The organism is Metapseudomonas otitidis (assembly GCF_900111835.1).
Classification (GTDB): Bacteria; Pseudomonadota; Gammaproteobacteria; order Pseudomonadales; family Pseudomonadaceae; genus Metapseudomonas; species Metapseudomonas otitidis.
On record NZ_FOJP01000027.1, the window covers coordinates 39,910 to 53,264 of the forward strand.

Annotated in this window: 12 protein-coding genes; all 12 read right to left on the reverse strand. The window is 68.8% G+C overall.

The features are described from left to right. Window positions 1-534 (reverse strand): GNAT family N-acetyltransferase, encoded by a 534-nt coding sequence (locus tag BM198_RS26950; protein ID WP_074973789.1) that lies wholly within the window; start codon window positions 532-534, stop codon window positions 1-3. Then, window positions 531-1,040: a GNAT family N-acetyltransferase gene (locus tag BM198_RS26955; RefSeq protein ID WP_074973791.1), complete on the reverse strand. Its 510-nt coding sequence runs from the start codon at window positions 1,038-1,040 to the stop codon at window positions 531-533. Before BM198_RS26955 ends, BM198_RS26950 begins: the two co-directional genes overlap by 4 nt. Before the next feature lie 7 nt (window positions 1,041-1,047). After that, a complete protein-coding gene (locus BM198_RS26960) occupies window positions 1,048-1,350 on the reverse strand; it encodes an urease subunit gamma (RefSeq protein WP_044411119.1) in 303 nt (100 codons plus the stop codon). A gap of 1 nt (window position 1,351) precedes the next feature. Continuing rightward, a complete protein-coding gene (locus tag BM198_RS26965; RefSeq protein WP_074973793.1) occupies window positions 1,352-2,185 on the reverse strand; it encodes an urease accessory protein UreD in 834 nt (277 codons plus the stop codon). A gap of 107 nt (window positions 2,186-2,292) precedes the next feature. Continuing rightward, a complete protein-coding gene (gene urtE, locus BM198_RS26970; protein WP_074973796.1) occupies window positions 2,293-2,991 on the reverse strand; it encodes an urea ABC transporter ATP-binding subunit UrtE in 699 nt (232 codons plus the stop codon). A gap of 102 nt (window positions 2,992-3,093) precedes the next feature. After that, window positions 3,094-3,948 carry an urea ABC transporter ATP-binding protein UrtD gene (urtD, locus tag BM198_RS26975; RefSeq protein WP_074973797.1) on the reverse strand — a complete coding sequence of 285 codons (855 nt, stop codon included), beginning with the start codon at window positions 3,946-3,948 and terminating at the stop codon, window positions 3,094-3,096. Beyond that, window positions 3,948-5,024: an urea ABC transporter permease subunit UrtC gene (gene urtC / locus BM198_RS26980; protein ID WP_044411128.1), complete on the reverse strand. Its 1,077-nt coding sequence runs from the start codon at window positions 5,022-5,024 to the stop codon at window positions 3,948-3,950. Before urtC ends, urtD begins: the two co-directional genes overlap by 1 nt. Continuing rightward, window positions 5,024-6,589 (reverse strand): urea ABC transporter permease subunit UrtB, encoded by a 1,566-nt coding sequence (gene urtB, locus BM198_RS26985; RefSeq protein ID WP_074973799.1) that lies wholly within the window; start codon window positions 6,587-6,589, stop codon window positions 5,024-5,026. The genes urtC and urtB overlap by 1 nt, the downstream gene beginning before the upstream one ends. Window positions 6,590-6,707: 118 nt before the next feature. Then, window positions 6,708-7,976: an urea ABC transporter substrate-binding protein gene (urtA, locus tag BM198_RS26990; protein WP_074973801.1), complete on the reverse strand. Its 1,269-nt coding sequence runs from the start codon at window positions 7,974-7,976 to the stop codon at window positions 6,708-6,710. A 231-nt stretch (window positions 7,977-8,207) separates the two neighbouring features. Beyond that, window positions 8,208-8,804 carry a MarC family protein gene (locus BM198_RS26995; RefSeq protein WP_044411137.1) on the reverse strand — a complete coding sequence of 199 codons (597 nt, stop codon included), beginning with the start codon at window positions 8,802-8,804 and terminating at the stop codon, window positions 8,208-8,210. A gap of 349 nt (window positions 8,805-9,153) precedes the next feature. Next, a complete protein-coding gene (locus tag BM198_RS27000; protein WP_074973802.1) occupies window positions 9,154-11,943 on the reverse strand; it encodes a hybrid sensor histidine kinase/response regulator in 2,790 nt (929 codons plus the stop codon). 117 nt (window positions 11,944-12,060) lie between these two features. After that, window positions 12,061-13,350 carry a phosphoribosylamine--glycine ligase gene (purD, locus tag BM198_RS27005; RefSeq protein ID WP_074973804.1) on the reverse strand — a complete coding sequence of 430 codons (1,290 nt, stop codon included), beginning with the start codon at window positions 13,348-13,350 and terminating at the stop codon, window positions 12,061-12,063. Window positions 13,351-13,355: the final 5 nt, after the last annotated feature.

Here is a 13,355-nt window from a genome sequence, read left to right on the forward strand (position 1 = left end):
TCAGGCCTCGAAGAGCGTCTTGTAGTAGATGGCGTTGGCCCGGTAGGTCCCGTCCGGGCCGCAGGCGTAGTCGGGTAGGCCGCCGATGCAGGTGTAGCCGAGGCGTCGGTAGAGGGCCTCGGCGTCGCTGCCGGCTTCGGTGTCCAGGTACAGCAGGCCGCGCCGGGCCGCCAGGGCCTCGGTCTCCAGGCGCTGCATCAGCGCCTGGGCGATGCCCTGGCGGCGGGCGGTGCTGAGCACCAGCAGCTTCTGCACCTCGGCGCGGTTCAGCCCGTTGGGCTTCTGGCACAGGCCGAGCTGCACGCTGCCGAGCACCTGGCCCTGGCGCTGTGCGATCCATAGCCACTGCGCGCCTTCGGCCAGGGCCTGTTGCACCTGGTCGAAGTAGGCCCCGGCTGCGTCGGCATCCAGGTCGGCGAGGAAGCCCACCGAGGCGCCGTGGCCGACGCTGTCCAGCAGCAGGGCCACCAGCGCCGGGCGGTGCCGGGCCAGGCCGGCGGCGTCGAGCCGGTCGATCTGCAGGGCCGGCGTCACGGGGTTTCGTCCAGCTGGCGCTGCATGAAGGTCAGGTCCAGCCAGCGGCCGAACTTGCGCCCCACCTGGGGCATCTGCCCGGTGACGACGAAGCCGAGGCGCTGGTGCAGGTGGATGGAGGCGCTGTTCTGCGTCTCGATGGCCGCCACCATCATGTGCAGCCCGGCCTCCTGGGCGCGGTGCACCAGGGTTTCCAGCAGGTGCCGGCCGATGCCCTGGCCGCGCAGGCCGTCGCGCACGTAGACCGAGTGCTCCACGGTGTGGCGGAAGCCTTCGATGCTGCGCCAGGTGCCGTAGGTGGCGTAGCCGAGCACCTCGCCGGCAGGGGATACCGCCGCCAGCACCGGGAAGCCGGCGGCACGGCGCTCGGCCAGCCAGGCCTGGCGGTTGGCCAGGTCCACCTGGGTTTCGTTCCAGATCGCCGTGGTGTGGGCCACGGCGTCGTTGTAGATGGCGAGGATGCCGGGCAGGTCGGCGTCCCGCGCGTCATGGATGACGTAGGGCATGGCGACCTCAGGCGATGGGCTGGTGGACGGTCACCAGCTTGGTGCCGTCGGGGAAGGTGGCTTCGATCTGGATCTCCGGGATCATCTCCGGCACGCCTTCCATGACCTGCTCGCGGGTCAGCAGCGTGGTGCCGTAGTGCATCAGCTGGGCCACGGTCTGGCCGTCGCGGGCACCTTCCAGCAGGGCGGCGGAAATGAAGGCCATGGCTTCCGGGTAGTTGAGCTTCAGGCCACGGGCCAGGCGCCGCTCGGCCACCAGGCCGGCGGTGAAGATCAGCAGCTTGTCTTTCTCGCGGGGCGACAGGTCCATCTCAGGTACTCCAGATTCGCGGGGGCTTGGCCTCGCGGCCGAGCAAGGCAGGGCGCAACAGGCGCCAGAGTTCGATGAGCCAGGCGCGGGCCTGCAGGGCCTCGGGGGCCAGGCAGCGGGCCAGCACCAGGCCGGGCAACTGGGTGAGATCGCCGCGCCCGCCGCACGGCTGCTCGCGGCAGCGTTCCAGCAGCTCGGGGGCGATCTCGCCGGTGGCGATCAGGGTGGCGAACACCGGGAAACCGGCGAGCCCGATGGGGGAATCGAGCAGGCCGTCACCGCCTTCCACCCGTTGCCGCTCGTGCCACAGCAGGTGCCCATCGCGGCGGATGTCGAGGGCAGCCTGGTAATGGCCGTCGACGAAGCGCTCGCCCGCCGCGGGGCGGCCGAGGGCCACGATGTCCCAGTAAAGCAGACGGGCATCGCCGTGCAGGTCGATGCGGCTGTGCAGGTCGGCCTGGGCGCCGGCGTAGAGGATGGTCTCCTGGGGCAGCCATTCCAGGGTCGCGCCGGGCTCGACGGTGAGCTGCAGGTCCTGGCGGGCCGGGGCGGTGGCGCGGTACCACTTGGCCGCGCCGGGGCTGGTGAGCTGCACCCAGCTGGCCTCGCCGGCCCGGGCGCGGATGTCCAGCCGGTCGCCCCCGGCGATGCCGCCGGGCGGGTGAACGATGATGTGCTGGCAGACCCCGGGGCCTTCGGCGTGCAGGTGTTTTTGCACCCTCAGGGGGCCGAGGTGGCGGCGCAGCATCGGAATGGTGCGTTCCCCCTGGCGGGCGTAGGCCAGCTCCAGTTCGGCAGGCCAGCTCGGCGTGAACGGGGTGGCAGGCAGGTTCATGGGGCGGTGGCGCTTCTCGGAATAGTTGACCGAGTGGGCAAGCAAGAGGCGTGCCCTGAACTGATTCGGTGCAGGTGGGTGTCCGCGCTGATCGGCGAGCGGGCTTTTCAGATGGCCACCAACCCCCTCACCCCTTCGGCCTCCATGTGTTCCCCGCGCCCCTGCTGGATGACTTCGCCCCGGCTCATCACCAGGTACTGGTCGGCCAGTTCGGCGGCGAAGTCGTAGAACTGCTCCACCAGCAGGATGGCCATGTCGCCGCGTTCGGCCAGCGTGCGGATCACGGCGCCGATCTCCTTGATCACCGAGGGCTGGATGCCTTCGGTGGGCTCGTCGAGGATCAGCAGGCGCGGCTGGCTGGCCAGGGCGCGGCCGATGGCCAGTTGCTGTTGCTGGCCGCCGGAGAGGTCGCCGCCCCGGCGGTGCTTCATTTCCCGCAGGACGGGGAAGAGTTCGTAGATGGATTCGGGCACGGCCCTGGCGTCACGGGCGCTGAAGCGGGAGAGGCCCATCAGCAGGTTTTCCTCCACGCTGAGGCGGCCGAAGATCTCGCGGCCCTGGGGCACGTAGGCGATCCCGGCGTGCACGCGCTGGTGCGGCTTGAGCCCGGTGATGGCGCGGCCCTCCCAGTTCACCGTGCCTTCCTTGGCGGGGATCAGGCCCATGAGGCATTTCAGCAGGGTGGTCTTGCCCACGCCGTTGCGCCCGAGCAGGCAGGTGACTTCGCCGATCCGGGCTTCGAAGGAGAGGCCGCGTAGGATGTGGCTGCCGCCGTAGTACTGGTGGAGCTGGTCGACTTTCAGCATGTCGATGTCCTTGTCTGTGCGCACGGTGGATCGCGCTTCATCGATCCACCGTGCCTTGCCGGGTGGATGGGAAAGGCGTCATCCACCCCTGGGGTTCGTTCCTCAGCGGCCGAGGTACACCTCGATCACCTGTTCGTTGGCCTGGACCTGGGCGAGGGAGCCTTCGGCCAGGACGTGGCCCTGGTGGAGCACGGTGACGTGGTCGGCGATGGTGCCGACGAAGCCCATGTCGTGCTCCACCACCATCAGCGAGTGCTTGCGCGCGAGGCCCTTGAACAGTTCGGCAGTGAACTCGGTCTCGGCGTCGGTCATGCCCGCCACCGGTTCGTCGAGCAGCAGCAGTTGCGGGTCCTGCATCAGCAGCATGCCGATCTCCAGGAACTGCTTCTGGCCGTGGGAGAGCAGGCCGGCGGGGCGCTGGCGCGCGCTGTCCAGGCGGATGGTGGCGAGCACCTCGTCGATGCGGTCCTGCTGCTCGCCGGTGAGGCGGGCGCGCAGGCTGGCCCACACCGACTTGTCGGTCTTCTGCGCCAGCTCCAGGTTCTCGAACACGCTGAGGGCTTCGAACACCGTGGGCTTCTGGAACTTGCGGCCGATGCCGGCCTGGGCGATCTCGACCTCGCTCATGCGGGTGAGGTCGAGGGTTTCGCCGAACCAGGCCTGGCCGGTGTCGGGGCGGGTCTTGCCGGTGATGACGTCCATCAGCGTGGTCTTGCCGGCGCCGTTGGGGCCGATGATGCAGCGCAGCTCGCCGACGCCGATGTACAGGTTGAGGTCGCGCAGGGCCTTGAAGCCGTCGAAGCTGACGCTGATGTCCTCCAGGGTGAGGATGGTGCCGTGGCGGGTGTTCAGGCCCTGCCCGGCGGCCTGGCCGAGGCCCAGGGCATCGCGGCCGCTGCCGGCGTCGCGGTTGGGGTCGAGGATGGGTTCGAGCATGAAGTCCGGGGTGGCGCGCATCACTTGTCCTCCTTCTTCAGCAGGCCGATCACGCCCTTGGGCAGGTACAGGGTGACGAGGATGAACAGTGCGCCGAGGAAGAACAGCCAGTACTCGGGGAAGGCCACGGTGAACCAGCTCTTCATGCCGTTGACCAGCCCGGCCCCCAGCAGCGGGCCGATGAGCGAGCCGCGCCCGCCGAGGGCGACCCAGACGGCGGCCTCGATGGAGTTGGTGGGGGACATTTCGCTGGGGTTGATGATGCCCACCTGGGGCACGTACAGCGCGCCGGCCAGGCCGCAGAGCACGGCCGACAGCACCCAGATGAACAGCTTGTAGCCGCGCGGGTCGTAGCCGCAGAACATCAGCCGGTTCTCGGCGTCGCGCAGGGCGGTGAGCACCCGGCCGAACTTGCTCCGGGCCAGGCGCCAGCCCAGCAGCAGGCTGGCCACCAGCAAGGCGACGGTGGCGAGGAAGAGCACGGCGCGGGTGCCGGGGGCGGTGATGTCGAAGCCGAGGATGCGGGTGAAGCCGGTGAAGCCGTTGTTACCGCCGAAGCCGGTCTCGTTGCGGAAGAACAGCAGCATGCCGGCGAAGGTCAGGGCCTGGGTCATGATCGAGAAGTACACGCCCTTGATCCGCGAGCGGAAGGCGAAGAAGCCGAACACCAGGGCCAGCAGGCCGGGGGCGAGCACCACCAGGCACAGGGCCCAGAGGAAGCTGGAGGTGCCGGCCCAGTACCAGGGCAGCTCGTTCCAGGCGAGGAAGCTCATGAAGGCCGGCAGGCCGTCGCCGGCGCTCTGGCGCATCAGGTACATGCCCATGGCGTAGCCGCCGAGGGCGAAGAACAGCCCGTGGCCGAGGGACAGCAGCCCGGCGTAGCCCCAGACCAGGTCCAGGGCCAGGGCGACGATGGCGTAGCAGAGGATCTTGCCCACCAGGGTCAGGGTGTAGGCCGAGACCTGCAGCGGGCTGTCTGCCGGCAGCAGGTGCAGCAGCGGCAGGGCGATCAGCACGGCGAGCACCAGGGCGCCGACGCCCAGGGTGACTTTCGGGCCGGCCTTTTGCGCGGCGGTGAGGGTCAGGGGCTGGTTCATCAGTCGATCACCCGTCCTTTCAGGGCGAAGAGGCCCTGGGGCCGCTTCTGGATGAAGAGAATGATCAGCGCGAGGATGAGGATCTTGCCCAGCACGGCGCCGATCTGCGGTTCGAGGATCTTGTTCGCCACCCCCAGGCCGAAGGCGGCCATGACGCTGCCGGCCAGTTGGCCGACGCCGCCGAGCACCACCACCAGGAAGGAGTCGATGATGTAGCCCTGGCCCAGCTCCGGGCCGACGTTGCCGACCTGGGACAGGGCCACGCCGCCGAGCCCGGCGATGCCGGAGCCGAGGCCGAAGGCGAGCATGTCCACGCGGCCGGTGGGCACGCCGCAGCAGGCGGCCATGTTGCGGTTCTGGGTGACGGCGCGGACGTTGAGGCCCAGGCGCGTGCGGTTGAGCAGCAGCCAGGTCAGCGCCACCACGAACAGGGCGAAGCCGATGATGACGATGCGGTTGTACGGCAGCACCAGGTTGGGCAGCACCTGGATGCCGCCGGAGAGCCAGGCCGGGTTGGCCACTTCGACGTTCTGCGCACCGAACACCACGCGCACCAGCTGGATGAGGATCAGGCTGATGCCCCAGGTGGCCAGCAGGGTTTCCAGCGGGCGGCCATAGAGATGGCGGATCACCGTGCGCTCCAGGGCCATGCCGATGGCGGCGGTGACGCAGAAGGCCACCGGCAGGGCCACCAGGGGGTAGAGGGCGAGCAGGTCGGGGGCCAGGCGCTGGAAGGCGAGCTGCACCACGTAGGTGGTGTAGGCACCGAGCATGAGCATTTCGCCGTGGGCCATGTTGATCACCCCGAGCAGGCCGAAGGTGATGGCCAGGCCCAGGGCGGCCAGCAGCAGGATGGAGCCCAGGGACAGGCCGCCGAAGGCCTGGCCGAGCACTTCGCCCAGCATCAGCCGGCGCTTGACCTGGGCCAGGCTGGTCTCGGCGGCGGTGCGCACGCTGGCGTCGGTTTCCACCGACGGGTCGAGCAGCGCTTCGAGGCGGGTGCGGGCCAGCGGGTCGCCGGTCTCGCCCAGCAGGCGCACGGCGTTCAGGCGCACCGCCGGGTCGGGGTCGACCAGTTGCAGGTTGGCCAGGGCCAGGGACAGGGCGTCGCGCACGGCGCCGTCCGCTTCGGCCACCACGCGGGCATTGAGCAGGGCGAGTTGCGCGGGCTTGGCGCTCTTCTGCAGTTCGCGGGCGCCGGCCAGGCGCAGGGCCGGGTCGCTGGCGAGCAGTTGGTGGCTGGCCTGGGCGGTGATCAGCAGGCCGCGCAGGCGGTTGTTCAGGCGCAGTTTCTTCGGCGTGCCGGCGGGGGCGGCGTCACCTTCGAGGGCCTGCCAGGCGCCGTCGCGCTCGACGAACGCCTGCTTGGCGTCGATGGCGAAGCGGCCCTGCTGCAGGGCGTCCAGCAGGGGCTGGCGGGCGGCGTCGGGCTCGGCGGCCCAGCGTTCGAGCAGCCGGGCCTGTTGCGTGGGGTTGGCGGCGGCGAAGTCGTTGGCATCGCCGGCCCGCGCGGCCAGGGGCAGCAGCAGGGCCAGGGCGAGCAGGATCCGGTAGAGGGCAGGCATGGAGGCTTCCTTGGTGGCACCGTGAGCCCCCTCTCCCTGGGAAGGGAGAGGGATGGGAAGCGGCGGCGCGCGGCGTCACCGCTCCCTGGCCCCTCTCCGCAGGGGAGAGGGGAGTCGGTCAGTTGCTCTTCACCGCGTAGTCCGGCTTCTTGTCGTTGCCGGGGATGAAGGGGCTCCAGGGCTGGGCGCGCAGGGGGCCTTCGGTCTGCCAGACCACGGAGAACTGACCGTCGTCCTGGATCTCGCCGATCATCACCGGCTTGTGCAGGTGGTGGTTGGTCTTGTCCATGGTCAGGGTGTAGCCGGAGGGGGCGGCGAAGGTCTGCCCGGCGAGGGCCTCGCGGACCTTGTCGACGTCGGTGGTGCCGGCCTTCTCGACGGCCTGGGCCCACATGTGGATGCCGACGTAGGTGGCTTCCATGGGGTCGTTGGTCACGGCGGTCTGGTAGTTGGGCAGGTTCTTGGCCTTGGCGTAGGCCTTCCACTGCTCGACGAACTTGGCGTTGACCGGGTTATCCACCGATTCGAAGTAGTTCCAGGCGGCCAGGTGGCCCACCAGCGGCTTGGTGTCGATGCCGCGCAGTTCTTCCTCGCCCACGGAGAAGGCGACCACCGGCACGTCGGTGGCGGCCAGGCCCTGGTTGGCCAGTTCCTTGTAGAAGGGCACGTTGGAGTCGCCGTTGACGGTGGAGATCACCGCGGTCTTGCCGCCGGCGGAGAACTTCTTGATGTTGGCGACGATGGTCTGGTAGTCGCTGTGGCCGAAGGGGGTGTAGACCTCTTCGATGTCCTTGTCGGCAACGCCCTTGCTGTGCAGGAAGGCGCGCAGGATCTTGTTGGTGGTGCGCGGGTAGACGTAGTCGGTGCCCAGCAGGAAGAAGCGCTTGGCGCTGCCGCCGTCTTCGCTCATCAGGTATTCCACCGCCGGGATGGCCTGCTGGTTGGGCGCGGCGCCGGTGTAGAAGACGTTGGGCGAGAGTTCTTCGCCTTCGTACTGCACCGGGTAGAAGAGCAGGCCGTTGAGCTCTTCGAACACCGGCAGCACGGACTTGCGCGACACCGAGGTCCAGCAGCCGAAGACCACGTCGACCTTGTCCTTGGTCAGCAGCTGGCGGGCCTTCTCGGCGAACAGCGGCCAGTTGGAGGCGGGGTCCACCACCACCGGTTCGAGCTTCTTGCCGTTCACCCCGCCCTTGGCGTTGATCTCGGAGAGGGTCATCAGCGCCATGTCCTTGAGCGAGGTCTCGGAGATGGCCATGGTGCCGGACAGCGAGTGCAGGATGCCGACCTTGATGGTCTCGGCGGCCTGCAGGGTGAAGGGGAACAGGCCGGTGAGCACCAGTGCGCTGGCGGCGAGGGTGGACTTCAGGAACGGACGGCGCTTCATGTAAAGCCTCCTTGGCTGTTCATGGGAACAGGGGATGGGACCGATTTGGGGACATGAGTACGGTCATCTGTACTGCTGTCAGTCCAATGGCAGCATCCGTGCCAAGAGCGGCAAGCGGTTGTTCTGGAAGGGTTTTGTTGGTTTTTAAGGGGATGACCCGGGAGTCGGCGCGCCTCATTGCGGTGCGCGCCGCCAACCTGGGCACTCGGTCAGGTATGGCCCTGCACGGTTTCAGGGCGCGAGGTAGTTCTTCACCCCGGTGAAGATGATCTGGGCGGCGAGGGCGCAGACGAACAGGCCCATCAGGCGGCTGACGATCTGCAGGCCCTGCTCGCCGAGGATGCGTTCGATGCGGTTGGAGAGGTAGAGCACCACGCCGACGGTGACGCTGGCGAGGGCGATGGCGGCGAGGGCGGTGAACTTGTCGTTCCAGTGCACGTGGCCGGCGCCCATCACCAGCATGGCGCCGATGGTGCCGGGGCCGACGGTGAGGGGGATGGTCAGCGGCACGATGGTGACGTCCTGCTGGACGTTGTCGGCTTGCACCGCCGGTTTGCCCTGGGCCATGCCGAGGGCGGAGATGAACAGCACGGCGCCGGCACCGATGCGGAAGGCGTCGATGGTGATGCCGAAGACGTTGAAGATGGCCTGGCCGAACAGGTAGAGCAGGGCGCTGGCCACCAGGGTGCCGAGGGCGACCTTCCAGGCGAGCTTCTTGCGCTCCTTCACCGTGTAGCCCCGGGTGAGGCCGATGAAGCAGGAGAGGACGAAGAAGGGGCTGTAGAGCACCAGCATCTTCAGGTACAGGCTGAACATCGTGGAGAGCATCGGACGGGCTCGCGAGGAAACGGTGGTGTGAGTGTAGGAGCCGCCGGGGGCCGCACCCGTTGATCCGGGTCGCCCTGGCGAGGGGCAATCATACGCCGGCACGCCGCCGGATGTGGGGTGCGCGTCGTGTCAGCGCGGTGTGGGTACCGGGCGTGGCGCGGAGCGGGCACCGGGTGGGCGTAGGGTGGGCTTCAGCCCACCGTTTCCCCAAACTCATCGGCATGCCAGGCCCGACCCCGCCTGGTGGATGAAAAGGGCGTCATCCACCCTGCGCAGTGGTCATGTTCGTGCGGGCGGGCGATTTCATTCGTGATCGGAATCCCGGGCTGAAGCCCGGGCTACGGGAGCGTCAGGAGTGCAGGGCGCTGCCCGGTTCGCGCAGGCGGCGCAGTTCCTTCTCGGCGGCCCAGTGCTCGATGAGTTCGCGCAGCTGGGACAGCTCCACCGGCTTGGCCATGTGGCCGTCCATGCCGGCCTGGCGCGCGCGCTCCTTGTGCTCGTTGAGGATGTGCGCGGTGAGGGCGACCACCGGGGTGCGCGGGCGCTGGGCGTCGCGCTCCCAGTCACGGAGCATTTCGGTGGCGGAGAAGCCGTCGAGCACCGGCATCTCGCAGTCCATCAGCACCAGGTCGTACTGGCGCTCCTTCATGGCGCTGAGGGCTTCCTCGCCATTGCTGGCGGTGTCCGGCTGCAGGTTGAGCTTGCTCAGCATGCCGCGGATGACCTTGGTGGAGATGCTGTTGTCCTCGGCGACGAGGATGCGGAAGTCGCCGGGGACGTTGAGCGGCGAGCTGACCTGGGAGCCGGGGAGGGTGGCGGCGCCGCCGGCGGCGCGCTGGACCAGCTCGTCGGCCAGGGTGGTCTTGAGGGTATAGCCGGCCACCGGCTTGGCGAGGATGCGCTTGATGCCGGCGTTGCGGGCGATGATCTTGCTCGGCGCGTTGCTGATGCCGGTGAGCATGATGATCAGGATGTCGTGGTTGAGGCTCGGGTCTTCCTTGATCTTGGCGGCCAGCTGCATGCCGGTCATGCCGGGCATGTCCTGGTCCAGCAGCACCACGTCGAAGTACTCGCGCAGGTGGGCCTTGGTGCGCAGCAGGGCCAGGGCTTCCTTGCCGGACGGCACGGCGCTGACCTGCAGGCCCCAGGCGCTGCATTGCTGCACGAGCACCTTGCGGCAGGTGTCGTTGTCGTCCACCACCAGCAGCCGCGCGCCCTGCAGCGGGCTGTCGAGGTCGGAGGCGGGCTGCTCCAGGCGCTGGGCGTCCAGGGGCAGGGTCAGCCACAGGGTACTGCCCTGGTTGCCGCCGCTCTGGATGCCGAAGTCGCCGTGCATCAGGCGTACCAGTTGCCGGGCGATGATCAGGCCGAGGCGGCCGCCGAGCTTGGTGGCGGAGAGGAAGTCCTTGCTGTGCAGCTCGGCGTTGAGCAGGGCGTCGCGCTCGCCGGCTTCCAGGGGGCGGCCACTGTCCTGCACGGCGATGCGCAGGCGCGGTTCGGCGCCGCTGGTGTCCAGGGCCACCACCAGCAGGATCTCGCCTTCGTCGGTCTGCTTGAAGGCGTTGTCCAGCAGGCTCAGCAGCACCTGGCGCAGACGCGTCGGGTCGCCGCCGACCACGCGCGGCACCTGGGGCTGCATGAAGCTGATGAGCTCGACCTTCTGCTGTTCGGCCTTGGCGCGGAAGATGTCCAGGCAGTCGTCGATCAGGGCATTCAGGTCGAACTGCACGTCGTCCAGCTCGATCTGCCCGGACTCCAGCTTGGAGATGTCGAGGATCTCGTTGATCAGGGTGAGCAGCTCGTTGCCGGAGCTGTGGATGGTCTGCACGTAGTCGCGCTGCTTGGCCGACAGCGGGGTGCCCAGCAGCAGCTCGGTCATGCCCAGCACGCCGTTCATGGGGGTGCGGATCTCGTGGCTGATCTTGGCCAGGAACTCGCCCTTGGCCTTGAGTTCGGCGGAGCTGGCGGCGAGTTCGCGGCTGACCACGAAGTCGTCGAGGAGGATGCGCCGCTGGCGCTCGCTCATGGCCATGCTCATCAGCACGCCGCTGACGCTGGTGACGCTGAGCAGGCCGAAGGCCAGCCACTCCGACCGCACGGCCCAGTAGCCGAACAGCGCCGGCAGCGAGCCGAGGAACGCCACGCAGAACACCAGCAGCGCCAGGGTGAACAGGCGCGCCGGGCGGTAGCCGGACCGCCAGTGGTGCACCGCCACGCCGAAGATGCTGAGCCCGGTGACGGCGCCCATGCCGTAGACCAGCTGGTTGAACTGCAGGTCGGTGGCCACCAGCAGGAGCAGGCCGGTGATGCCGATCACCACGGCTTCGCTGAGCAGCAGGCCGTTGAGCGGTGTGTCGGGGCAGACGCGGCGGAAGAAGCTGCCGGCGAAGGCCAGGGCGCAGACCATGGCGGCCAGCATGGAGAGGTTGGCCAGCTGCGACTGGGCGCCGGGCCAGAAGTCCAGCCAGGGGCTGCTGATGCCCAGCAGCGCCAGGGCAGTGGCGATGATGCACAGCTGGGTGGCGGCCAGCCACAGGCTGCAGGCGGCGCGGGCGTAGGCGAAGCGCAGGACGTTGTGCAGCACCAGCATCACCAGGCTGCCCAGCAGCAGGCCGAAGAGCAGCGGGCGGCTGTCGTCGGCGGCCATCAGCGCGGCGCTCTGCAGGCTGATGGTGGGGCGCAGGGCGTGCTCGGAGGAGAGCCGCAGGTAGAGGTCCAGGGGCTCGCTGCGCTGGGGCAGCGGCAGCAGGAAGTCGCGGCTGGGCAGCGGTCGCTCGGCGTAGGGCAGGCGGCTGCCGGTGCGGATGTGGTCGATCACCTCGCCGTCCTGCACCACGTACAGGTCGAGGTAGGAGAGGTAGGGGGCGAAGACCCTCAGCAGCCGTTCGTGCTGGCCGGCCGGCAGCGGGTAGTGCAGCCAGAGGGCGCTCTCGCCGCCGGGGGTGTAGAGGCGGTCGAGGTCGACGGGGGTGAACTGGGCGATGGATTGCTGGGCGCGGACGTCGTCCAGCTGGAGGCTGGCGGCGGGGTCGAGCAGGGCGCTCCAGCGCGGCGCCTCTGCGGCGTGCAGGGGATGCAGGCACAGCAGGGTCAGCAGCAGGCTGACGCAAAGTCCTATGGCATTCCTGAGCCGGCGCACGGCGAGGTCCCTTCATGAATGAGTGGCCGGATTATAGCCAAGGCCCAGCCGGCGGAATATGACAAAGGCGGCCACTTGGGCCGCCTTTGCGAGGTTTTACCGGAACTTTACCTACCTTCAGCCTTCGCCGCGTTCGCGGGCGATGGCGCGGTAGCCGATGTCCTTGCGGTAGAAACAGCCGTTCCAGCGGATCTTCTCCGCCAGGCGGTAGGCCTGCTGCTGGGCGTCGGACACGCTGGCGCCGATGGCGGTGGCGCAGAGCACGCGGCCGCCGGCGGTGACCACCTGGCCGTCCTTGAGGGCGGTGCCGGCGTGGAACACCTTGCCGTCGAGGGCGGCGGCATCGGCCAGGCCTTCGATGACGTCACCCTTGGCGTAGTCGCCCGGGTAGCCGCCGGCGGCGAGGACCACGCCCACGGTGGAGCGCGGGTCCCAGGTGGCTTCCACCTTGTCCAGGGCCTTGGCCAGGGCGGCCTCGACCAGCAGGACCAGGGAGCTTTCCAGGCGCACCATGATGGGCTGGGTTTCCGGGTCGCCGAAGCGGCAGTTGAACTCGATGACCTTGGGCGCGCCGCTCTTGTCGATCATCAGGCCGGCGTAGAGGAAGCCGGTGTAGACGTTGCCTTCCTCGGCCATGCCGCGAACGGTGGGGTAGATCACCTCGTCCATCACGCGCTGGTGCACGGCGGGGGTGACCACCGGGGCGGGGGAATAGGCACCCATGCCGCCGGTGTTGGGGCCGGTGTCGGCGTCGCCGACGCGCTTGTGGTCCTGGCTGGTGGCCATGGGCAGCACGTTCTGGCCGTCGACCATGACGATGAAGCTGGCTTCCTCGCCGTCGAGGAACTCCTCGATTACCACGCGGGCACCGGCGTCGCCGAAGGCGTTGCCGGAGAGCATGTCACGCACGGCGTCCTCGGCTTCGGCCAGGGTCATGGCGACGATCACGCCCTTGCCGGCGGCCAGGCCGTCGGCCTTGACCACTATGGGAGCACCCTTCTCGCGCAGGTAGGCCAGGGCCGGCTCGACTTCGGTGAAGTTCTGGTAGTCGGCGGTGGGGATCTTGTGGCGGGCGAGGAAATCCTTGGTGAAGGCCTTGGAGCCTTCCAGCTGGGCGGCACCGGCGGTGGGGCCGAAGATGGCCAGGCCACGGGCGCGGAACAGGTCGACCACGCCTTTCACCAGCGGGGCCTCGGGGCCGACGATGGTCAGTTGCACGTTGGCAGCGGCGAAGTCGGCCAGTTGCTCGATGGCCAGCACGTCGATGGCGACGTTCTCGCACTTGGCTTCAGTGGCGGTGCCGGCGTTGCCCGGGGCGACGAAGACCTTGGCGACGCGCGGGTCCTGGGCCACTTTCCAGGCCAGGGCGTGTTCACGACCGCCGCTGCCGATGATCAATACGTTCATTGCGT